The sequence below is a fragment of the Petrotoga mobilis SJ95 genome, assembly GCF_000018605.1.
Lineage (GTDB): Bacteria > Thermotogota > Thermotogae > Petrotogales > Petrotogaceae > Petrotoga > Petrotoga mobilis.
Map to the genome: position 1 here is coordinate 1,155,559 of NC_010003.1, position 22,424 is coordinate 1,177,982.

The 22,424-nt window shown below is 32.9% G+C and carries 19 protein-coding genes; all 19 read left to right on the forward strand.

Translation table 11 applies throughout. From position 1 onward, the window contains the following. Positions 1–8: 8 nt before the first annotated feature. The 19 genes from kamB (at position 9) to PMOB_RS05665 (ending at position 22,307) form a co-directional block, all read left to right on the forward strand. The gene (kamB, locus tag PMOB_RS05575; RefSeq protein ID WP_012208902.1) at positions 9–983 is read left to right on the forward strand and encodes a lysine 5,6-aminomutase reactivase subunit KamB; all 975 of its coding nucleotides are present in this window, start codon (positions 9–11) and stop codon (positions 981–983) included. After that, positions 971–2,314 carry a lysine 5,6-aminomutase reactivase ATPase KamC gene (kamC, locus tag PMOB_RS05580; protein WP_012208903.1) on the forward strand — a complete coding sequence of 448 codons (1,344 nt, stop codon included), beginning with the start codon at positions 971–973 and terminating at the stop codon, positions 2,312–2,314. Before kamB ends, kamC begins: the two co-directional genes overlap by 13 nt. Then, entirely contained in the window at positions 2,311–3,867 is a 1,557-nt protein-coding gene (kamD, locus tag PMOB_RS05585; RefSeq protein ID WP_012208904.1) for a lysine 5,6-aminomutase subunit alpha, read from the forward strand. Before kamC ends, kamD begins: the two co-directional genes overlap by 4 nt. Beyond that, positions 3,864–4,661: a lysine 5,6-aminomutase subunit beta gene (gene kamE, locus PMOB_RS05590; protein WP_012208905.1), complete on the forward strand. Its 798-nt coding sequence runs from the start codon at positions 3,864–3,866 to the stop codon at positions 4,659–4,661. The genes kamD and kamE overlap by 4 nt, the downstream gene beginning before the upstream one ends. A gap of 115 nt (positions 4,662–4,776) precedes the next feature. Next, complete coding sequence (gene htpG / locus PMOB_RS05595; RefSeq protein ID WP_012208906.1) at positions 4,777–6,648, forward strand: molecular chaperone HtpG; 1,872 nt, start codon at positions 4,777–4,779, stop codon at positions 6,646–6,648. A gap of 129 nt (positions 6,649–6,777) precedes the next feature. Next, positions 6,778–8,862 carry a hypothetical protein gene (locus PMOB_RS05600; RefSeq protein ID WP_012208907.1) on the forward strand — a complete coding sequence of 695 codons (2,085 nt, stop codon included), beginning with the start codon at positions 6,778–6,780 and terminating at the stop codon, positions 8,860–8,862. 31 nt (positions 8,863–8,893) lie between these two features. After that, entirely contained in the window at positions 8,894–9,718 is an 825-nt protein-coding gene (amrB, locus tag PMOB_RS05605; protein WP_012208908.1) for an AmmeMemoRadiSam system protein B, read from the forward strand. 21 nt (positions 9,719–9,739) lie between these two features. Further along, a complete protein-coding gene (locus tag PMOB_RS05610; protein ID WP_012208909.1) occupies positions 9,740–10,084 on the forward strand; it encodes an Asp23/Gls24 family envelope stress response protein in 345 nt (114 codons plus the stop codon). Between the two features lie 17 nt (positions 10,085–10,101). Then, a complete protein-coding gene (locus tag PMOB_RS05615) occupies positions 10,102–11,769 on the forward strand; it encodes a DAK2 domain-containing protein (RefSeq protein ID WP_012208910.1) in 1,668 nt (555 codons plus the stop codon). A gap of 52 nt (positions 11,770–11,821) precedes the next feature. Beyond that, positions 11,822–12,685 carry a glycine--tRNA ligase subunit alpha gene (locus PMOB_RS05620; RefSeq protein WP_012208911.1) on the forward strand — a complete coding sequence of 288 codons (864 nt, stop codon included), beginning with the start codon at positions 11,822–11,824 and terminating at the stop codon, positions 12,683–12,685. Continuing rightward, a complete protein-coding gene (glyS, locus tag PMOB_RS05625; protein WP_012208912.1) occupies positions 12,675–14,744 on the forward strand; it encodes a glycine--tRNA ligase subunit beta in 2,070 nt (689 codons plus the stop codon). The genes PMOB_RS05620 and glyS overlap by 11 nt, the downstream gene beginning before the upstream one ends. A gap of 26 nt (positions 14,745–14,770) precedes the next feature. Next, complete coding sequence (locus PMOB_RS05630) at positions 14,771–15,871, forward strand: TM0106 family RecB-like putative nuclease (RefSeq protein WP_012208913.1); 1,101 nt, start codon at positions 14,771–14,773, stop codon at positions 15,869–15,871. A gap of 119 nt (positions 15,872–15,990) precedes the next feature. Further along, on the forward strand, positions 15,991–16,560 hold the full coding sequence (locus PMOB_RS05635) for a chromate transporter (protein ID WP_012208914.1): 570 nt from the start codon (positions 15,991–15,993) through the stop codon (positions 16,558–16,560). Continuing rightward, complete coding sequence (locus PMOB_RS05640; RefSeq protein ID WP_012208915.1) at positions 16,557–17,120, forward strand: chromate transporter; 564 nt, start codon at positions 16,557–16,559, stop codon at positions 17,118–17,120. The genes PMOB_RS05635 and PMOB_RS05640 overlap by 4 nt, the downstream gene beginning before the upstream one ends. Positions 17,121–17,178: 58 nt before the next feature. Beyond that, positions 17,179–17,877, forward strand: a complete 699-nt coding sequence (gene tmk / locus PMOB_RS05645; RefSeq protein WP_012208916.1) for a dTMP kinase — start codon at positions 17,179–17,181, stop codon at positions 17,875–17,877. A 1-nt stretch (position 17,878) separates the two neighbouring features. After that, positions 17,879–19,339 (forward strand): cardiolipin synthase, encoded by a 1,461-nt coding sequence (gene cls / locus PMOB_RS05650; RefSeq protein ID WP_012208917.1) that lies wholly within the window; start codon positions 17,879–17,881, stop codon positions 19,337–19,339. Positions 19,340–19,647: 308 nt separating this feature from the next. Further along, positions 19,648–20,589, forward strand: coding sequence for an ABC transporter substrate-binding protein (locus tag PMOB_RS05655; RefSeq protein ID WP_012208918.1), 942 nt, complete (start codon positions 19,648–19,650; stop codon positions 20,587–20,589). 27 nt (positions 20,590–20,616) lie between these two features. Then, positions 20,617–21,606 (forward strand): ABC transporter permease, encoded by a 990-nt coding sequence (locus tag PMOB_RS05660; protein ID WP_012208919.1) that lies wholly within the window; start codon positions 20,617–20,619, stop codon positions 21,604–21,606. Then, positions 21,579–22,307, forward strand: a complete 729-nt coding sequence (locus PMOB_RS05665) for an ABC transporter ATP-binding protein (protein WP_012208920.1) — start codon at positions 21,579–21,581, stop codon at positions 22,305–22,307. Before PMOB_RS05660 ends, PMOB_RS05665 begins: the two co-directional genes overlap by 28 nt. Positions 22,308–22,424: the final 117 nt, after the last annotated feature.

Here is a 22,424-nt window from a genome sequence, read left to right on the forward strand (position 1 = left end):
TTATAAATTTGAAAAGTGTCTCTATTGTTGGTCTTGAAAAAAATACCGGAAAAACAGAAACGATAAATTTTTTATTAAAAACCCTCAATAAAAGAGTTGGAATTACTTCTATCGGCTTAGATGGCGAACCAATAGATCAATTAACTTCTTTGCCAAAACCTCACATAGGAATTGTAAAAGGAACAATCTTTGCTACCGCTGAAAAATATTACAAACTAAAAAGATTTCATTCTGAAATCTTGTCCGTTGATGACGATTTAAGAACACCTTTAGGAAGAATAGTTGTATCCAAGGCACTTGAAAATGGCGAGGTAATATTGGCCGGCCCTCAAAAGATCAAAGACATAAAAACTCTCATAGAAAAAATGTTAAAATTAGGAGCACAGATAGTCTTAATAGATGGCGCGTTATCGAGACTCACTCCCGCTTCACCAGTTATTACTGATGCTATGATACTTGCAACAGGAGCAGCTGTAAGTCTAAACATAAATGAACTTGTTAAAAAAACCAAATTTGTTACAGATTTGATCCAATTAGAAAAAGAGAATAACAGCGAATTGGAAAATCTGACAGATGGAATATATGCAATAGATGAAAGAGCTATTAAATTATCCATAAGATCACTACTCTCTTTTGAAGAATGTGACAAGCCAATTCTTGATTACGGGAAAAAGTTTTATATATGTGGTGCTTTGGGGGAAAGCTTTTTGAAGTATCTATCTAAGGAAAAAAATTTAAACGAAGTAGAATTAATAGTAAAAGATTTCACTAAAATATTTGTAAAACCAGAAACTTATTACACATTTATACAAAAAGGCGGAAAAATAAAGGTACTCCACAGTACAAAATTATTGGCTATAACTATTAATCCTATCTCTCCATACGGATATACTATGGACTCAGATGAAATCATAAAGAGATTAAAAGAAGCAATAAACATACCGATAATAAACGTGAGGGAAAGTCAATCATGGATGATTTAGAATATATACTTCAAAAGTTAGATGTTGTTACTCCCTTAGGAGTAAAAAAAATAAAAAATTTAGAATTTTATACCAATACTATCCAAATAAAACAAGAACTGGATAAAATTGAGGAAGCTATATTAGCAATCAAAAGGGAAAAGAAATCACTAAGCAAAATCAAATCCAACCTCAAATACATAAAAGACATTAACTACATTATAGGAAGACTAAAAAACTGCGAGGTTTTGGATGATATAGAACTATTTGAAATAAAATTTTTTTCTATATATTATGAAGAAATAAGGAAACTAGTCAATTTCTCTTTTTTAAAACTACCTTCTTTGGAAAAAGTGATAGCCATTCTGGATCCAGAAGGGAACAAACTTCCAACATTTTACATTTACAATTCATACTCTCGTGAACTTGCATCGATCAGAAGAAAGAGAAAAAACGCTCCTCAAGAAGAAAAAGACTTATTATACCAAAAAGAAATGGAAATAGAAGAAAAAATAAGATATAACCTTTCTGTAAAATTGACAGAATATTCGTCAGAATTGGAACAGGCCTTAAAAGACCTAGAGGAATTAGATTTCATACTAGCTAAAGCAGAACTAGCAATGAACCTAAAGCTTTCAAAACCCGAACTTTCAAGCAATATAGAATATGAGGGATTATTCAATCCACTCATCAAAGAACAATTAGAAAAAACGAACCAAATATATCAACCGATAAACATAAAATTAGGTAAAGGAACAACGTTAATAACCGGGGCAAACATGACAGGAAAAACAGTAATACTAAGATCTTTGGCATTATCCCAATATCTTTTTCAATATGGGTTCTACGTTCCCGCAAGGCATGCAAAAATCAAACCGGTTGATAAAATATTTTTGGTTTCAGGTGATTATCAATCGATCTTAAGTGGTTTATCTTCATACGCCGCCGAGATTTTAAAATTAAATGAAATATTAACGTACATTAAGCAAGATGATTCAGCATTGATATTACTTGATGAAATAGCAAGAAACACAAATCCTCATGAGGGTAGATTAATTGTGAAAGCTGTCATTAAAATTCTCAACAATTACCATTCTATATCGGTAGTTACAACCCATTTCAACAACGTTGCGGAAAAAAATATAAAAAAATTTAGAATTAAAGGAATTAAAAAATCTCTACTTAAAATGTATATTTCTCCAACAGACATCACAGAATTAATGGATTACTCTTTAATAGAAGACAAGAAGGGAAAAGTCCCAGAAGAAGCATTAACAATTGCAAAAATGCTCAATATTGATAAAGAATTTATAAATACCATCGAAGAGTTGAAAAAGGAGGACCAATTGTGAACAAATTAAATTTGGATCAAAATAAAATTGAACATGCCAGAAACTTAGCTAAAAATATCGCCTTGGATGTTCAAAAATATGTTGAGGAAAGATCCACTGTTTCAACCGAAAGAGCGATATGCAGATTATTAGGTATAGATGGTGTAGATAAAAATGATGTACCCCTCCCCAACAGAGTTGTAGAACATATAAAAGAGATAGGTCTACTGAACGAAGGAGCTGCATACTTAATTGGTAACGCTTTAAAAGAAACGGGGTTAACCCCTCAAGAGATAGCAGAAAAAATATCGGTTGAAGAATTAGATTTATCAAAGATTAAAATAAACACCGACATCAAAATTCAAAAAGCATTGGACCCCTATGTTGATTCAATGATTAATTTGATAGAAAACAACAAAAGAAAAAGAAAAACTTATTTAGAAAAATTAGGCGAAGGTCCTCAACCATACTTATACGTCATCGTAGCAACAGGTAATATATATGAAGACGTTGTTCAAGCTCAAGCTGCTGCAAGACAAGGAGCAGATATAATTGCAGTAATCAGGTCCACAGGTCAAAGCCTTTTGGATTTCGTCCCATACGGTCCAACTACGGAAGGATTTGGAGGCACTTTTGCTACACAAGAAAACTTTAAAATAATGCGGAAAGCTTTAGATGAAGTTGGGGAAGAGATAGGTAGATACATAAGACTTGTGAATTATGCATCAGGATTATGCATGCCTGAGATAGCAGCTATGGGGGCGATGGAACGATTAGATGTTATGTTAAATGACGCTTTATACGGTATCCTATTCAGAGACATCAACATGAAAAGAACGATAATAGACCAATACTTTTCAAGAGTTATTAACGGTTTTGCTGATATTATAATAAATACCGGAGAAGATAACTACTTAACAACTGCCGATGCATATGAAGAAGCTCACACAGTCTTAACCTCTCAATTCATAAACGAACAGTTAGCATTAATTGCCGGCATACCTGAAGAGCAGATGGGATTAGGCCATGCTTTCGAAATGGATCCGGATATTACGAACGGCTTTTTATACGAGTTGGCCCAAGCTCAAATGGCAAGGGAAATATTTCCAAAATCTCCCTTAAAGTATATGCCGCCAACAAAACATATGACAGGTAACATCTTCAAAGGGCATATACAAAACGCTATGTTCAACGTAGTTTCAATCATAACTGAACAAGGGATACAATTGTTAGGCATGCTCACAGAGGCTATTCATACACCTTTTATGTCTGATAGATATCTCTCAATAGAAAACGCAAAATACATATTCAACAATCTAAGAAATATTGCTGATGAAATCGAATTCAAAAAAGATGGCATCATTCACAAAAGAGCCCAGCAAGTACTAGACGAATCGATTGCACTATTGGAAAAAATGAATGAAGATGGACTGTTCGTTTCTCTTTCTAAGGGCACCTTTGCAAACATTAAAAGACCCATCGATGGCGGGAAAGGTTTGGAAGGTGTATTTGAAAAAGGGAAACATTACTTTAACCCTTTTATAACAAAAATGTTGGAGGGAAAACAAAGATGAGCGGAGGATCATACTCAACAGAAAAAAAAGGTTTCGATGAAACTCTAAACCTAAAAGCCATAAAACCGTATGGAGACGCAATGAACGATGGAAAAATGCAATTAAGCTTCACATTACCTGTTCCTGATGGAGAAGAGGCGATAGAATCTGCGAAACAATTACTGATGAAAATGGGTTTAGAAGAACCTATGGTTGTTTATCACAAGGAGTTGACCAAGGGTTTCACTTTTTTCATCTGCTATGGAAGTTGCACACATACTCTTGATTATACTGCAATTCAAGTTCCTCACATAAAAACTAAAACAATGTCAATGGAAGAAATAGACGAATACATTAGAAAGTATATAGGTAGGAAAATAAAGGTAATAGGGGCTTCAACTGGAACAGATGCGCATACTGTGGGTATCGATGCAATAATGAACCGTAAAGGATACGCTGGACATTATGGTTTGGAAAGATACGAAATGTTTGAAACCCTGAACATGGGAAGTCAAGTTTTGAATGAGGTTTTCGTTGCCAAAGCATTAGAATTTGAAGCCGACGCCTTACTCGTCTCTCAAACTGTCACTCAAAAAAATATACATGTAAAAAACCTCACAGAATTAGTAGAATTATTGGAAGCCGAAGGAATCAGACACAAAGTAATTCTTATCGTAGGAGGTCCCCGAATAACTCATCAATTAGCCAAAGAAATAGGTTTTGATGCAGGATTTGGACCAAACACATATCCCGAAGACGTTGCATCTTACATAGCACAAGAATTATTTCAGAGATTACAGGAAAACAAACAATAACTTAATAAAAATAATAAAAATAGAGAAAATTAACCTTCAAAAAGATTCGATATAATTATATATTAGTTAGAGCTTCTTAAGGCAAGTAATTCTAAAAAGCAGGAGGGAAAAATAAATGCCGGAAGTAAAAGAATTTCAAGCAGAAACAAAACAATTGCTCAACTTGATAATAAACTCCATTTACACACACAAAGATATATTTTTAAGAGAGCTGATTTCTAACGCCTCAGACGCGCTTGATAAAATCAGATTCTTATCTTTGAAAGACCCTAGCATTTTACAAAATGATACCGAACTGCAAATTAGAATCGATATAGACAAAGACAACAACACTTTGATAGTTGAAGATAACGGTATCGGAATGTCTTATGAAGAGGTAATCGAAAACTTAGGAACTATTGCAAAATCAGGCACCAAAAACTTTCTGAACCAACTAAAACAGGCTCAATCTGAAAACACTGTAATAAGCCTAATAGGTCAATTCGGTGTTGGATTTTATTCCGCATTCATGGTGGCTAAAAAAGTTATTGTAGAAACAAAAAAGTGGGATCAAGATAAAGGTGTAAGATGGGAATCCGATGGAACAGGAACTTATTCAGTTGAAGAATGTGAAAAAGCCAATAGAGGAACTAAGATTACCTTAATATTGAAAGACGATTTAGATGAGGATGAAAATTATTTGGACCAATATAAAATTCAAGAATTAGTCAAAAAACACTCCAACTATATAAAATATCCCATAAAAATGAAATGGGAAGAAGAAGTGGAAGCAGGTAAACAGAAGATAACCGTTAAAATACTTAATTCGATGGTTCCCTTATGGAACAAAAACAAAGAAGAAATAACTCAAAACGAATACAACGAGTTCTACAAAGAACATTTTTACGATTGGAACGATCCTTTCGATGTTATTCATTTCAAAGCTGAAGGAACTACGGTTGAATTCACCGCATTGCTTTATATTCCTTCTAAGTTGCCGTTTACCTTTTTCAGCAAAGATTACAAAAGAGGGTTGAACCTCTATTCAAAGAACGTTTTTATAATGGAAAACTGTGAAGAAGTTCTCCCCGATTATTTGGGTTTTGTTAAAGGATTGGTGGACTCTCCCGACTTCTCTTTGAATATCTCAAGAGAAATACTCCAGAAAAACAAGCAACTTAAAGTAATAAGAAAAAATATTGAAAGAAAGATATTAGACGCTTTAAAATCAAAACTTGAAAACGAAAGAGAAAAGTACGTGGAATTTTGGAAAGAATTTGGAAAGGTTATAAAGGCAGGATTATATCAGAATATACAAGAAAAAGAAAAAGTTCAAGATCTGCTTTTATTCGAAAGTTCCACGTCTGATAAAAATATGGTAACCCTTAAAGAATATATTTCAAAAATGAAAGAAGATCAAGGTAATTACATATATTACGCAGTGGGGGAAAGCAAAGATATTATTGAAAACCTACCTCAAATGGAATCCTTCAAAGAAAAAGGTTATGAGGTGTTGTATTTAACAGATGAAATAGACGAATTCCTCATCAAATTGATGCACGACTACGAAGGAAAAGAATTCAAATCGATCAGCAGTTCAAATGTAAAAATAGATGAGAAATTTAAAGAAAAAGAAGAAGAAAACAAAGACTTGCTCCAAAAAATAAAAGAATACCTTAAAGACAAAGTGAAAGATGTTAGATTAACAGATAAATTGAAGGAATCCCCCGCATGTATAGTAAGCGCCAATGAAGCAATATCCTTAAACATGGAAAAGACCTTAAAAAATCTAGAGCAACTACCCTTTGAAGCTGAAAAGATCTTAGAGCTAAATCCTGATCATCAAGTATTTAAAATATTAACAGATATATACCACAAAGATCCTAACTCAGAAGAAATTAAAGATTACGCTGAATTACTTTACAACCAATCTTTGTTACTTGAAGGATTAGAAATCGAAGATAAAGCTACATTTGCAAAACTCATAACAAAGCTAATGATAAAATAAAAAATTAAAGACGCCCCAAATGGGCGTTTTTCATTTTCAAAAGGGTTACAGGGTGAAAGACTATTAAACAGAGTTTCTGAGTTTTTATGGTATAATTGAAGTAATAAGGGAATATTTTGAGGGGGTCTCATGCCGAAACCGAAGGAAGCTCTTTTCTTTATTTTTTTACTATTACCTTCATTTTTCTTTGGTTTTTTCATAGATTATGATTCATCCATTAACGCCAATATTGTATTTTTTGAAACGCAAAGTAAGTTTGAAATTTATTCAAACGATTCAAAGACCATTTACAAACTTTTTTACGAAGGGGAAATCTTTGAGCAAGCTAATTACAAAATTAGTAAAGGACCTGTAAAAGAAGTCTCTTCGTTAAAAAATGTAATTACGATCAAATTTCTTTATCCAATGAACAATTTAGAAATAAAGGACGATAGGATAATTTTTTATGGATATGAACCATACACTTTTCAAAAGATAAACTTTGAAAAAATAAAGTTAGATGATGCTATAGACTTGTTGTTTACTTACATTGGCTGGAATTGGATAAAAACGGAAGAATTGCCCGACACTTTTTTCGCTATAAATTCAAATGAAATACACATAGAACATTTTTTAAGAATGCTGAATGAAGTTTACTCTTTAAACACAATCTTTTACGATGAAGATACCGTATTGGTAGGTAAACAAGCCTCTGCCTTTGAAAATAATCTGCCTTTATTCATTGAAAATGAAAATATCTCTGAAGAAAGTTCCTCAACCAATTTTATGCTAGCCTCTTCAAAAGAAGATTCTTTAGATAGAAACCAAGAATATTTGCTTTTCTTTGAATCAAAGTATGACCTAACCCGTTTAGAAAAAATCTTTGATTGTAAAGTAGCCTTTTTTGAGGATAATTACTACGCAATCCTTGCCAGAGAAGGCGAAAAAGACCAAATTAACGAACTGATAAATTATTTGAACGAAATTCCAGAAACAAAAGATGTTTTACCTATAACACCACAAGAAATTAGCGAACCATCCACTCCTATTGAAAAGAAAGAAAATTACGAAGATGAAAGTTATGTTGTTTTAACCTCCGTCTACGACATGACATTTTTAGAAGAGATTCTACCTGTAAAGACTTACAAGTTAGACGAACAACATTTCTTTTTAATGGGAAGTAGTGAATCTATAAAAATAGCCCAAAAAATAAATGAACTTGTTCAACCCCAAATTATACCTGAAATGTTTAAACCTATAATTAACAAAGAACTCGTTACCATTCCTTTTGAAAAGAGTACAATTTTTGAGAAACTTTTAATCCAGGAGAATATCGAATTTTCAAATATTACAGAGCAGGAAGATTATGTTCTATATATGTTGGAATACGAAGAATCCAAAACAAGCTTTTTGAAAAATATTCTGGATTCATTTCCTTATGAAGAGGGCAGTGTTGAAATTTCGTTAAAAGAGTTAATTTCCTTGGTAGCAAAAGCACAATCTATAAACGTTATATCAGATTTTGAAAACGATAAAAAGGTAACCATCAATGACTTTAATTTAGATATGTCATCGTTACAGCCTTATTTGGTATCCCAAGACATTTGGTATGAGAATATCGGGCATAATACCCTTAGATTTTATGAACAGAAAAAACTATTAAAATACGAGATTTTCGTTTTCTCTGGACAAAATGTGGATAGATTCTCTGTGGAAGAGCTCTACTTATTAACTTTACAATTTGATGGTATAATAAATGGTAGCAAAGATAAGGCTTCGTTAATATCAAAACCAGTAATATACGTTAATGAAGGTGGGCGAGCATCAATAAAATCCGTCTTGTCGGTTCCCGTATTCGATGAGGAAGGTAAGATAGTATCAAAAATAGAATCAGGTTTTATAATGGAAGTAAGTGGTGAATATGACAATATTACAAAAATGGTCAACACTGAATTAGATATAAGCATAAGCGAATTGAAAAACGAAGATAAAAACATAGTTGATGAAAGAAATATGAACAGTAAATTTATCATCCCCAACGGTGGTTTTATAAAATTAGGTGGGCTTAATTTTACCAGCATAGTTGAAAATGAAACCGGCATCCCTATTTTTAAAGAAATACCCGTAATAGGACAATTGTTCACTTCTTATGAAAAAACAGAAAATGTATACGATTTAGTTATACTCATACATGTTGAAGTATCAAATAAACCCGAAATTGAGAATTATTTCTGAAACATCAGTCTCTCAGGAGGCGATTCGAAATATGGAGAAGGTTAGAAATCCTGTGGTTGCAGGTACTTTTTACCCTTCGAATCCAGAAAAATTAAAAAACCTTCTAAAAAGTTTTTTTGGTGATAGTTTTAAAGTAAATACCGAAAAATTAATTCCCCCTATGGGAGCAATAGTACCTCATGCTGGTTACATATATTCTGGAGAAACCGCAGCAAAAGCTTACAAAAAGGTATTTGAGAAAGGTATAGCAAAAAGAGTATTTTTATTAGGGCCTAATCATACAGGATTAGGTTCTAAAATATCAGTTTTCACAAGCGGTAGTTGGAAAACTCCCTTGGGAACGATAAATGTTGACGGAAAAACCGCAGGGAAAATTTTGAAAGAGTTAGACATTTATAACGATGAATCTGCACATTCGAGAGAACATTCATTAGAGGTACAACTGCCTTTTCTTCAGTATGCTATAGGAAATGATTTTGAAATTGTACCCATCTGTATGATGGATCAAAGTTTAGAAACCTCCAAAAACCTTGGAGAAATTTTAGCAGATATCATAGAAGAAGGAGATTTGATCATAGCTTCTTCTGATATGAATCATTACGAAAGTCACGAAAAAACATTGCTAAAAGATGAAAAAGTTATAGAAACATTAAAAAATATGAATCTGCAAGAAATGTATGATACAATAAGAAGATATAATATAAGTATGTGTGGATACGGTCCCGTGGCTGCTCTTTTAAGTATAGGATTTACTGATATTGAAATAATTGACCACACTACGAGTGGCCTAATAAGCGGTGATTATGAAGCGGTAGTTGGATACCTTTCCGCAATAGTTAGTAATTTGCAAAAATAACAAACTACGGAGGTGAACCTCATGTTAATAGAAACAGAATTTGGTACTGTAGATATCAAAAACGATGTTATAAAAGAATTGGTTTATAAGGCTGTTATCGAATCCTACGGCACGGTTGAAATCTCTGGAAAGCAAGGTTTTTTTGATAGGATATCAAGTTTTTGGTCAAAAAGTGAAGATAGAGGAATAAACGTATCAGAAAATGAAGAAAGTATAGTAATTGATCTCTTCCTCGTTTTTGAATATGGCCTTCCCATTAAAAAGGTAGCTCAAAATATACAAGAGAATGTTCACCATAGAGTCACATCTATGCTAAATTTTGATAATATCAAAGTAAATGTGAGCATATCTGGCTTGAAATATTAAGAGAAGGTGTCTATTGAATGCTCAAGTTTTTGTATGCAAAAGACCTATATTTAGCTCTAAAAAAAGGTGCAGCAGAATTAGCTAAAAACAAAGATGAAATTAACGCCCTTAATGTTTTTCCTGTCCCAGATGGAGACACGGGTAATAATATGTTAGCAGGTATGCTCGAAGCTTGTAAAAGTATGGATGAAGTTGAAGATAAAGACGATATGAAATCTATGATGGAAAGTTTGAGAAGAGGTCTTTTACTAGGAGCAAGGGGTAACTCAGGTGTTATTTTGTCACAAATATTTCGTGGAATAACTGAAATTCTCGAAAAAAAGAAAAGAATCAACACCCAAGATTTTATAAAAGCCCTTCAAAACGCTAAAGATAGAGCTTACAACGCCGTTATGAAACCAGTTGAAGGAACAATGCTGACTTTAATTCGAAGATTGTCAGAAAAGATGGAAGAAAGTATGTCCGAAGAAAAGGATTTTTTGGTTTTTTTCGATGCGATAGTAAAGTATTCATTTGAAATAGTAGAGGAAACCCCAAAATATTTGAAAAAATTACGCGATTCGAATGTTGTGGATGCTGGAGCAAAAGGACTTGCTTACATTTTAAAAGGGATGAATGATGCACTTCACGGCGATATTGAAGTAGAACTTGAGGAATTAGAATCTGCCACACCTGAACAAATAACAGAAATAGCCTATGAAGAACTAACATACCAGTATTGCACAGAAGCGATAGTAAAATTCCAGAAACAGCCTATACAAAAAAAGACCTTAGAAGAAATAAGGAGTTTTTTGGAAGGTCTAGGAGATTCCATTGTTTTAGTTAATCAGGATGACATATTAAAAACACACATACACACAAATCATCCAGGATTAGTCTTTGAAAAGTTTTTAGAACATGGCGAATTGATCAAAACAAAGATAGACAATATGAAATCACAACACGAACATATTATAGAAAAACAAAAAGAGGGCAAAATAGCCGATATAGAGCAAGCTAAAGTGGCTGTTAACAATAATCTGAATAATAAAAATTGGGGTGTGATTGCAGTCTCTCCAGGAAAAGGTATTTCAGATATCTTTATAAGTTTGGGAGTGGATCAAGTTATTTTTGGAGGTCAAACCACTAACCCTAGTGTAAAAGACTTCTCAGATGCGATTAATAAAGTTCCACAAAAAAAAGTGATCATACTCCCCAATAACCCAAATATTATTCTGGCTGCTGAAAAAGCTGCAGAGTTAACAGATAAAGAAATATTGATATTACCTACAAAACACATTCAAGAAGGCATAAGTGCCTTGCTTGGTTTCGATGACAATATGGACAAAGAAGAATTAAAAGAATCCATGATGGGATACGTTAAATCTATCGTCCCGATTGAAGTTACTTATGCGGTCAGGGATTCCACCATTAAGGGTGAAAAGATAAAAAAAGGCGAGTACTTGATATTTCTTGGAAAAGAGTTAAAAGCTCATGGAAAGAACGTTTATAAAGAAACGGAAAAAGTTTTAGAGGAACTAATAAAAAAAGGTTATGAAATCATTACCATAATTTACGGTGAAGGTGCCAAAAAAGAAAAGATCGATCAACTAGTAAAAAATCTGACCCAAAAATACGCCAATATAGAGATAGAAATTCACAACGGTGGGCAGAGACATTATCCACTGCTTATTTCCGTTGAGTAAAATCTGACAAATAATAAACAATTAATTCTGCTGGAAGAATGGAGGATTTGATTTGTACATTCAAGATGTGATTATGAACTTAGAAAAATTTTGGTCCGATTTTGGATGTGTTATAGACCAACCTTACGATATAGAGATGGGGGCAGGGACATACAGTCCTGCCACTTTTTTTAGATCTTTTGGGGCAAATGAATGGAGAGTTGCCTATACTCAACCTTGTAGAAGGCCAACAGACGGTAGATACGGTGAAAACCCAAATAGAATGCAACGATTTTATCAATACCAGGTAGTTCTCAAACCTTCACCCAAAGACGTCCAAGATCTATATATTAGGTCTTTGGAATCTTTAGGGATATCCCCTAAGGAACATGACATAAGGTTCGTAGAAGATAATTGGGAATCTCCTACTTTAGGAGCGTGGGGGGTTGGATGGGAAGTATGGTTAGATGGTATGGAGATCACTCAGTTCACGTACTTTCAACAGATGGGAGGCATCCCATTAACTTATATTCCCGTTGAACTTACGTATGGAATTGAGAGAATAGCTATGTATTTACAGAACATCGACAACGTTTATGAAACTAAATGGAATAAAAATGTAAAATACAAAGACATATACAAAGAAAACGAAAGGCAGTTTTCTTACTATAATTTTGAAGAAGCTGATATAGATATGCTTAAAACACTTTACAATATGTATAAAAAAGAATTTCAAAGGCTAATTGCAAAACAATTATATTTACCTGCATACGACTATTTAGCAAAATCAGCACATGTATTCAACTTAATGGACGCAAGAAATGCCATTGGAGTTAACGAAAGGCATCAATACATATTGGATATAAGGAATATGGCGAAAAGCTGTGCAAAACTATATATAGACAGTTCAAATGCGGAGGTAATTGATGTTGAATAGGGCAATTTTTGAAATAGGTGTTGAAGATTTACCCCCATCAGAATTTGATAATATACTAACTCAATTGGAAGAAGGATTAAAAAAATCCTTGGAAAAAAATGATTTGAATTTTTTGTCTATGAATATCTTCATTTCCCCTCGTAGGTTTGGAGCTTACATCGTGGGCCTTCCAGATAAACAGCCCGATAAAAAAGAAAAAAGAAAAGGTCCTCCAAAAAAGATTTGCTTCGATGAAAATAACCAACCTACAAAAGCACTCGAAGGTTTTGCAAAAGGCCAAGGTGTTCAGGTAAAAGATGTAAAATTTGAAAATAATGACGGCGCAGAATACGCATATATAGAGTTTGTTAAAGCGGGAGAGCCTACCAAAATTATTTTACAAAATATCATTCCAGAATTGATAACAAACATGAATTTTGCCAAAAGTATGAGGTGGGGAAAAGGTAATTACACCTTTGTAAGACCGGTACATTGGGTCTTAGGTTTGTACAATAGAGAGATTTTAGAATTCGAAATGTTCAATGAAAAATCCTCCAACAAAAGTTATGGTCATCGTTTTTTTGGCGAAGAGATGATAATTACAAATCCTCAAACTTTCTTTAGTGAATTAAAAAAGAACTATGTAATCCCCCTATATGAAGAAAGAATAGAAGTAATAGAGAGAGAAATTCAAGAGCTAGAAGATGAATATAATATCAAGATTTCTTTGGAAGAGCACGAGGATTTAATTCGAGAAATTGCCAAAATGACAGAATTTCCTAAAGGGGTAGTTGGAAGTTTTGATGAAAAATATCTTTTTCTACCACCAGAAATCATCATTGTCACTGTAAGACACCATCAAAGAAGTTTTGTGGCGATGAAAGATGGAAAGGTAATCAACAAATACATAGCTTTCCAGGACGGATTTGGCAGAAAAAGCAACGTTACTAATGGCTATACTAGAGTAATAAACGCAAGATTAGACGATGCAGCTTTTTACTATGAAGACGACTTAAAAACGGATATACAGAAGAGGCTTGAAGATTTAAAGAGTATTACTTATCAAGTAGAATTAGGAAATTACAGAGAAAAATGTGAGCGAATATCAACACTCAGTTCAAAAATTGCCGAAAAACTTGGTTTTGAAAATTTAGATGTAGTTAAAAGAGCCGGCTTGTTATGTAAAATTGACATCCCTTCAAAAGTTGTATATGAGTTTCCTGAATTGCAAGGAATTATGGCAAGAATCTATTTGAAACACAAAGGAGAAAATGAAGATGTTTTCTTAACAGCCGAAGAACACTACAAACCTCTTTCGGAAAATGATGAAATATCTCAAAATTTAGTTGCTAATATCGTCTCCATAGCGGACAAAATAGATGACCTAATCGGATATTTTGGTATAGGAAAGATCCCTTCAGGATCAAAAGATCCTTTTGCATTGAGAAGAAAAGCTTTTGGAATCTTAAGAATTTTGATATCGATGGAATGGGACCTGAACCTTAAAGAACTTATCGACTTATCAGAAAAAGTGTTCGCCGAAAGTGGGAAATCTAACATATCTATAAAACCTGTAGAAGTTGAGTTAAAAAGTTTCTTATCCAACCGTTTAGGAACCATCTTAGAAAGAGAAAACATATCCGCAGAGGCAATAAATTCGGTTTTAATAAATGTATATAAACCTTTAAGAGCTTACTTGGCTGCCAAATCATTGGATAAGTTTATAAAAAAAGAAGAATTTCAAGATTTTATTACAGCGTTTCAAAGGGTAAACAACATTTCAAAAAACCATTATTCCCAAGAATATCATGGCAGACTATTCGTAGAAGAAGAGGAAAAAACGTTATTTCAAAAATATTTGGAAGTGAAGTCTCAATTTGAAAACTGTTTGAAAAAATTAGATTACGATGGAGCGATTGAAAGCTTAATCTCTTTAAAAGAAAATATTGACAGGTATTTTGATAACATTTTTGTTATGTCTGAAGATGAATCTATAAGAAGCAATAGACTAGGTTTTTTAAAATCTTTATCAGCGCTGTTTTATGAAATTGGAGACGTGGAAAAACTATACAAAGGCTAAATTTTAAGATAAGGCGTGTTTAAACAATGGATTTACTTTACTATGAAAATTTTAAAAGTTGCAGTTATTTCGTTCCTACCTATAAAAGACAAGGTTCATACTTTGATATTAATATAAATGGTTTGAAGGTTGAAGCTAATTATGAAAGCATCAACAACGGTGTAGTAAAAATCATTAGAATGGGGAACAATTTTAAAAAATCTTATTGGTTACATATATATACCGTATATAAATATTTCAAAGATAAGGGTGAACCTATAAAAAGAATTGTTTTAGAAACATCCAATGGAAGTTATGAAATAAATGTTTCAGATATTCTTTTAAGAGAAAAATGGATAACGAAAGAACTTAACGATCTTAAATCAACTAAAAAAGTCCATGGGCCACATTGTAAATTCTGCAAAATTAAAAACCAATGCCATTTGGAATTTTTAAGGGAAGGAGATTATTCCATAGTCCCTAACTTAAGTAAATCTATGGTTGAGGATTTAAAAAATATGAATTTGGAACCATTGACAGTTATAAAAACCAATCAAATAGAAAAATTGGACAAAAGATTCAAAAAACCTTTATACAATCTAAAATCTCTAATTGAAAACCAAGTTTACGTTATTGATGAGCATTCTTTTCCACAAGATTATATAGTCTTTGACGTAGAAACTTACTTAAACAAAGACTTTTTATTCGGATTTTTGGAAAACGAAACTTACGTTCCTTTCTTTTTAGAAAAAAACACATACAAAATCGCTGCAAAAATGGTAGATTTCCTGTATGAAAAAGACAAAGTGCTATTGCATTACGATAAAAATGATCTCACAGCCTTAAAAAAACTTTCATCTAAATATCCTCTATTGAGAGATAAATTAAGTAAAATTTCCTCAAAAACGTGTGATCTATACGAAATAATAAGAAAAAATTACAGTTTACCCGTTGTCTCTTATTCATTAAAAGATATAAGTAAATACTTTGGTTTTAATTGGAAAACAGAGTTAAATGGTTTTGCGGTTATACTCGAGTACAAAAGTTATCTGAACGGCAATAGAAATGCTTTGAAAAATATTTTTAAATACAATGAAGATGATTGTAGAGCTACAAAATTAGTATTAGAAAGCCTTAGGGCCATTTAGTACGTTCATAAACCCTCTAAATAAGACCTATGTATGGTTTATCCAATGCTGTACATAAGTCTTTTTTAATGTTAGTATAAACAATTCTAAAAATTATATAGAAGGAGCTAATAGTATCTATGAAAGATTTATGGAATTTATTTATAACTTTTGCTCGAATCGGGAGCCTAACTTTTGGTGGTGGCTACGCAATGTTACCAATGATTCAAGAGGAAGTCGTTAAAAAACACAATTGGGCAACCGATGAGGAAGTAATTGATTATTATGCCATCGGTCAAAGTACGCCTGGAATAATTGCTATAAATACAGCTACTTTCGTAGGTTACAAATTAAAAGGGGTAGTGGGAGGAATATTTGCTACATTAGGGATGGTCTTCCCTTCTATCGTAATAATAACCATTATTGCCATATTTTTCGAACAATTTCAAGATTTGCAAATAGTACAACATGCTTTCGGTGGTATTAGGGTAGTTGTAGTTGCACTAATGTTGAACGCTATAATAAATATGTGGAAAAAGTCTGTCAAAGATTACATAGGTATAATTATATTTTCAGTTGCTTTTATTGTTGTTGCTTTCTTAAAATTATCCCCAGTTGTAGTTGTGATAACATCTTTCATAGTCGGATTGATTATACAGCAAAATAGGATAGAACCGCCCCAAAAGGGGTCCAAGGATGATAGAAAGTGAATTACATTACACTCTTTTTTGAATTCTTTAAAATAGGACTTTTTTCTATAGGTGGAGGTTTGGCAACTATACCTTTTCTTCAAGATCTAGCTCGTAAGTATGATTGGTTAACCCTTAATGACTTAGCTGATTATATAGCTATATCCGAATCTACGCCGGGACCTATTGGAATAAACACAGCTACATTTGTTGGTTATAACTTCGGAGGTATTTTTGGTGGTATAATAGCTGTACTGGGGATAGTGACACCTTCAATAATAATTATTACTATAATTGCCCATTACTTTCAAAGGTTCAATGAAAAACCATTTATACAAAATGGATTTTATGCTTTAAGACCGGCGGTAGTTGGTCTAATAGGTGCAGCAGCGTATGAAGTAGCAAAAGTTTCCTTATTTCATCTTGAGAGTTTTACAGAAACTCAAACTTTGGTTTCTATTTTCAATTTCAAGGCTATAATATTGTTTATGATCATCATTTATCTAATGGAACGGTTTAGAAAGCATCCTGTAGTTTATTTGGCTTTAGGAGCGGCTGTGGGAATAATTTTTAAGTTTTAACTTGGTAAATTGGTTAAATAACTTTGGTACAAGCACCTAAACGGTAGGAGGATATTTTATGAAAAAAGGAATGCTTATTGTAATAGAATCTGGGACAGACGCAAGTGGCAAAGCAACACAAGCAGAAATATTATCACAAAGATTAAAAGATGAAAAAATTAAGGCATACAAAGTTGAATTTCCAAATTACAAAAGTGACTCTTCCGCTTTGATAAAAATGTATTTAAAAGGTGAATTTGGGGAAAACCCTGAAGCAATAAATCCATACGCTGCTTCCACATTTTTTGCCGTGGACCGATTCGCAACTTATCAAAAAGAATTGAAACCCTTATATGAATCTGGTGGAATTTTAATATCCGATAGGTACACAACCTCCAACATGATATATCAATCTTCAAAATTCGAAAATCAAAGTGAAAAAGATGAATTTTTGGAATGGCTTTGGGATTTGGAATTCAACAAATTTAATTTGCCAAAACCTAATTACGTAATATTTTTAGATATTCCTCCCAAAATAAGTATAGAATTGCTGAGAAAAAGAAAGGAAAAAATAATAGACCTAACAGGAAAAGATATCCATGAAAAAAATATTGAGTACATAAACAAGACATACGAAAATGCAAAATATATCGCCCAGAAGTACAATTGGACAATAATAAACTGTTTAAAAGAAAACGAAGAATTAAAATCAATCGAAGAAATTCACGAAGAGATCTACTCTATATGGAAACAAATAAGAGATTTAGGAGAAATATAAAATGGCCTTTGCTATAATTTTCAAATTTGGATTTTGGACTTTTTTTGTATTAATATATGCATTTGTTGCTACGACTGTTATCATCTTGGAAAGAAAAAGACCAGAAAAAACCATAAGTTGGCTTTTAATATTTGCCGTAATCCCACTTATAGGATTTGTAATCTATCTTTTTTTTGGAAGAAACTGGAAAAGAAGAAAACTTACCAGTGATATTTACCTGGATTCAAAACCCAGTTTATCAGAAGAAGAAGAAAAATGGCTAATTAAGGTACTTGGGGAAAATGATACTCAATATTTACAACTAATTAATCTTTTAAAAAGGAACTCTAAGTCGCCTTTATTTTTAGGAAATGACATAGAAATTTTTAATAATGGGAAAGAAAAATTTTCTTCTTTTTTTAAAGAAATTGAAAATGCAAAAGAATCTATCCTTTTAGAATACTATATTGTAAAAGACGATGAAACCGGTAATAAACTCAAAGATCTTCTGATAAAAAAGGCTAAAGAGGGCGTGGAAATTAAATTTATTATGGATAAAATAGGTTCAGGGCGTCTAAAGAAAAGTTATATAAAGCAATTAAAAAGTGCAGGAGTTGAAATTGCTTTTTACAGCTATTTTCTATCGCCGGTGCTTAAATTCCTAAATACTCAGGTTAATTACAGAAATCACAGAAAAATAGCGATAATTGACTCTGAAATCGGCTTTATTGGTGGAATAAACATTGGAAATGAATACATTGGTAAAAGTAGTTTGGGATATTGGAGAGACCTTCACTTAAAAGTCAGGGGAGAGGCTGTAAACGGACTTCAAAAAATTTTCTTTGAAGACTATCAAACAATTGTAAAGGCAGAGAGAAAAAAAGAAAAAATAGATCCTAGTAAATACTTTAAAAAACAAGAGAGAAAAGGAGACTCATTAATACAAATAGCGGTGAGTGGCCCAGAATCAGAAAATTCATCGATAATGCAAACCATCCATAAGATGATTACTATTGCTAAAGACCATATATACATAGCTACCCCGTACTTCATTCCAGATGATAGCATTCTTTCTGCCTTGAAAATAGCGGCCCTTTCCGGTGTTAAAGTAAAAATTTTATTTCCTGGAAAGATGGATCATTTTTTAGTATATTTTGCTTCAAGGACTTATTTAGAAGAAATTATAAAATATGGTGTTGAAGTGTACTTTTACAGAAAAGACCGGTTCATACACTCCAAATTTGTATCGATAGATGGCTTAATATCAACCGTTGGAACCGCAAATATAGATATCAGAAGCTTCGAACTAAATTATGAGGCAAACCTTTTAATATACGATAGAGAAAAAACTAAACAAATAGAAGATATTTTTCATGAGGATTTAAAAATTAGTTCCCGCATATCTCAAGATTACTTTAATGCTCAGCCTTTCCTTATCAAATTTACAGAAGCATTCTGTAAGATTTTCTCTAATCTTTTGTAAAAAGTGCAATTTTTACTTGACAACCTTTATTTGTTGGTGTATAATCATAAAAATTAACTTTCAATTAAGCGAGGGTTACTATGAAAAAAATTTCATTGCACTTTTTAACAAATACTCTCGATACTTTAAAATCAAAAAATAATCAATATTTCTACTTTTGGTATTGGAAAGACACCCAACTTGGTGCCTTCCATTACCTATTAGCTAGCAAGTAGGTATAAGAAGAACAAATTGGGTGTCTACGAAAAAGTAGACACCTTTTTTTTAATAAAACACAAAAAAACAAAATCTCCAGGAGGTGTGAGGGTATGAAAAAAGTATTAACAACTTTGGTTATTGTTTCTTTGTTCACATTTACTTTCGGCGTAAAGATTGGCATCACACAAATTGTGGAACATCCAGCTTTAGATAAGATTTATCAGGGGATAATTGATTATCTTGAAGATTCGGGTGTAGATTTCGAGTATGAACATCAAAGCGCTCAAAATAGCTTTCAAAATGCGATAACTATAGCTAACAAATTCAAAACAGATGTAGATATAATAGTTGCAATAGCTACACCTTCCGCTCAAGCAGCTGCGACGGAAATAAAAGACAAACCTGTAGTATTCAGCGCCGTTACAGATCCACTCAGTGCGGGTTTGATACCTAAATTCGGTAAAAATCCAGGAAATGTTGTTGGAATAAGTGATATGGTTCCTGTTGAAACACATGTAAACCTCATGAGAACAATATTTCCTGATGCCAAAAATTTAGCGATACTTTACAATACCGGAGAAGCTAACTCGGTTTTTTTAGCAGATCAAACCAAGAAATTTGCACCTCAACTTGGATTCAATGTAATAGAAATTACAGGAACGAACGCCAACGAACTTGTTACTTCCTTAAACGCTCAAGCGAACAGGATAGATGTTGCCTATTTATACACAGATAATTTGGTTGCTTCATCTGCCGAAATCTTAGGCCAAGTATTTGAAAAAAATAAAATTCCTGTAGTTGCTGGAGATATTGATATAGCAAAAAAAACATCTGTTTTAGGTTTTGGCTTTGACTATTATCAAGTAGGAATAGAGACAGGAAAAATTGTTTTTGATCTCATAAACGGTAAAAAACCTTACGAAATTGAGTCAAGGATATTAAGTGCAGACTCACTAACGTTTTATATAAATTTGGACAGAGCCCGAGCCCTAAATGTAAACATACCTCAACAATTTATAGATATTGCAGATGAAATAGTAGATACACTATGATCTGGAAAGAATTTTAGGAGGAAAATTATGGATTTAGTAGGTATATTAGAACAAGGATTAATAGCCTCCCTAGTTGCAATGGGTGTGTTTATAAGTTTCAGAGTCATCGACCTTCCAGATTTAACACCTGATGGATCATATGTATTAGGAGGGGCGGTAACCGTTGCGTTTATGTACGCAGGTCTGCCTTGGATACTGTGTATGATCCTTGGTGGTATAATGGCTGGTTTTTTTGGGATAGTAACCGCACTGATACATAACAAATTAAAAGTAAATTCCTTGTTAGCCAGCATATTGGTGATGACCATGCTCTATTCGATAAACATAAGGGTCATGGATGGACCGAACGTTTCTGTTCCAAAAGAAATAAGCGCACAGCAAGAAGCACAATACACAGAGAGAACAAAATTAGATGACATTTTAGGTATGAGTACCTTAAAGGAGAATCAAAGCAATTTACAAATAAACGAAACCAAAAAAACCTTATCTCCATTCAGAGAAAACTCTGGATATAATTCTACCATCTTAATAGGATCGGTGGTATTTGTATCTGCTCTTTTAACAATAATCTTTTTGAGAACGGAATTAGGAATTGCCCTTAGGGGATACGGAGGTAACAAGGCAGGAATCAAAAACCTTGGTATGAACCCTGAAATTATGAGTATAATAGGATTATTTTTAGGAAATTTCTTTGCGGGGTTGTCGGGGTCCTTGTTCTCTATGTACGGTGGATTTTCAGATGTAAATATGGGGCAAGGCATAGTTGTAACTTCTTTGGCGGCGGTTATTTTGGGGGAAATAATATTTGGGAGGCTAAATCTGTTCTATAACATGTTATGCCCCATTATTGGAGCTGTTGTCTATCAATTTTTACTGGCGTTAGCCATGAGATATGGTTACACGATAGGCTTCCAATCAAGCGATATGAAACTAATAACTGCGTTGTTCATAATAATAGTAATAGGATTGAGGAGGGTGGAATTTAAAAAATGGTTGAGCTTAAAAACATCAGAGTAGTATACAATAAAAATCAAGTTAATGAAAAAAAAGCATTGGACAAATTTGAGTTAAGTATTAAAAAGGGAGAATTCGTCACTATCATAGGTCCCAATGGTGCTGGTAAAACAACGCTTCTTAAAGTCTTAACTGGAGAAGTAGCGTTAGATCAAGGAAGCTTTACATTAAATAACAAAAGCATAAAAAGAATTAAACCCTACAAGCTCTTTCGAAATGTTGGCATAGTGTATCAAGAACCTGATAGAGGTGTATTTCCTGATCTAACCCTCGAAGAAAATTTGATCTTGGGATCCAAAAAAGGAAATAGATTCTTTTCATTTGGAAAATACGAAGGATTAGAATTGTTGAAATCTTTAAACATGGGATTAGAAAACAGACTTAAAACAAAAGTCAAAGAATTTTCTGGAGGGCAAAAACAGGCTCTCGCCATGGTTCTTGCTTCTATAACAAAGCCTGACCTTCTGCTGTTAGATGAACATACAGCGGCTCTTGACCCAAAAAATGTTGAAAAGGTAATGGAACTAACTATGAAGATAAATAAAGAGTTAGGATTAACCATAATAATGGTCACACACAACATGAAAATAGTGGAAAAATATTCAAGCAGAATAGTGGAGATCAAAGATGGCAAAGTTACAAAAGATTTCGTCTACGAAAAAACGCATAACACAGAAGAACTAAAAAAAGTAACAGCTAATTGACAAATCAAATAATTATAACTTATCTTCTAGACGCTCTATACCATAGAGCGTTTTTACTTTTTTAATCAATAATAGAATATGGTATAATATTTAAAACAGATTGGTTCAAAATTTGAA

What these genes read in the sequence shown, in the direction of transcription:
- kamC (WP_012208903.1), top strand. Translation starts at nt 971, where the DNA reads ATGGATGATTTAGAATATATACTTCAAAAGTTAGATGTTGTTACTCCC.
- kamE (WP_012208905.1), top strand. Translation starts at nt 3,864, where the DNA reads ATGAGCGGAGGATCATACTCAACAGAAAAAAAAGGTTTCGATGAAACT.
- htpG (WP_012208906.1), top strand. Translation starts at nt 4,777, where the DNA reads ATGCCGGAAGTAAAAGAATTTCAAGCAGAAACAAAACAATTGCTCAAC.
- PMOB_RS05600 (WP_012208907.1), top strand. Translation starts at nt 6,778, where the DNA reads ATGCCGAAACCGAAGGAAGCTCTTTTCTTTATTTTTTTACTATTACCT.
- amrB (WP_012208908.1), top strand. Translation starts at nt 8,894, where the DNA reads ATGGAGAAGGTTAGAAATCCTGTGGTTGCAGGTACTTTTTACCCTTCG.
- PMOB_RS05610 (WP_012208909.1), top strand. Translation starts at nt 9,740, where the DNA reads ATGTTAATAGAAACAGAATTTGGTACTGTAGATATCAAAAACGATGTT.
- PMOB_RS05615 (WP_012208910.1), top strand. Translation starts at nt 10,102, where the DNA reads ATGCTCAAGTTTTTGTATGCAAAAGACCTATATTTAGCTCTAAAAAAA.
- glyS (WP_012208912.1), top strand. Translation starts at nt 12,675, where the DNA reads ATGTTGAATAGGGCAATTTTTGAAATAGGTGTTGAAGATTTACCCCCA.
- PMOB_RS05630 (WP_012208913.1), top strand. Translation starts at nt 14,771, where the DNA reads ATGGATTTACTTTACTATGAAAATTTTAAAAGTTGCAGTTATTTCGTT.
- PMOB_RS05635 (WP_012208914.1), top strand. Translation starts at nt 15,991, where the DNA reads ATGAAAGATTTATGGAATTTATTTATAACTTTTGCTCGAATCGGGAGC.
- tmk (WP_012208916.1), top strand. Translation starts at nt 17,179, where the DNA reads ATGAAAAAAGGAATGCTTATTGTAATAGAATCTGGGACAGACGCAAGT.
- cls (WP_012208917.1), top strand. Translation starts at nt 17,879, where the DNA reads ATGGCCTTTGCTATAATTTTCAAATTTGGATTTTGGACTTTTTTTGTA.
- PMOB_RS05655 (WP_012208918.1), top strand. Translation starts at nt 19,648, where the DNA reads ATGAAAAAAGTATTAACAACTTTGGTTATTGTTTCTTTGTTCACATTT.
- PMOB_RS05660 (WP_012208919.1), top strand. Translation starts at nt 20,617, where the DNA reads ATGGATTTAGTAGGTATATTAGAACAAGGATTAATAGCCTCCCTAGTT.
- PMOB_RS05665 (WP_012208920.1), top strand. Translation starts at nt 21,579, where the DNA reads ATGGTTGAGCTTAAAAACATCAGAGTAGTATACAATAAAAATCAAGTT.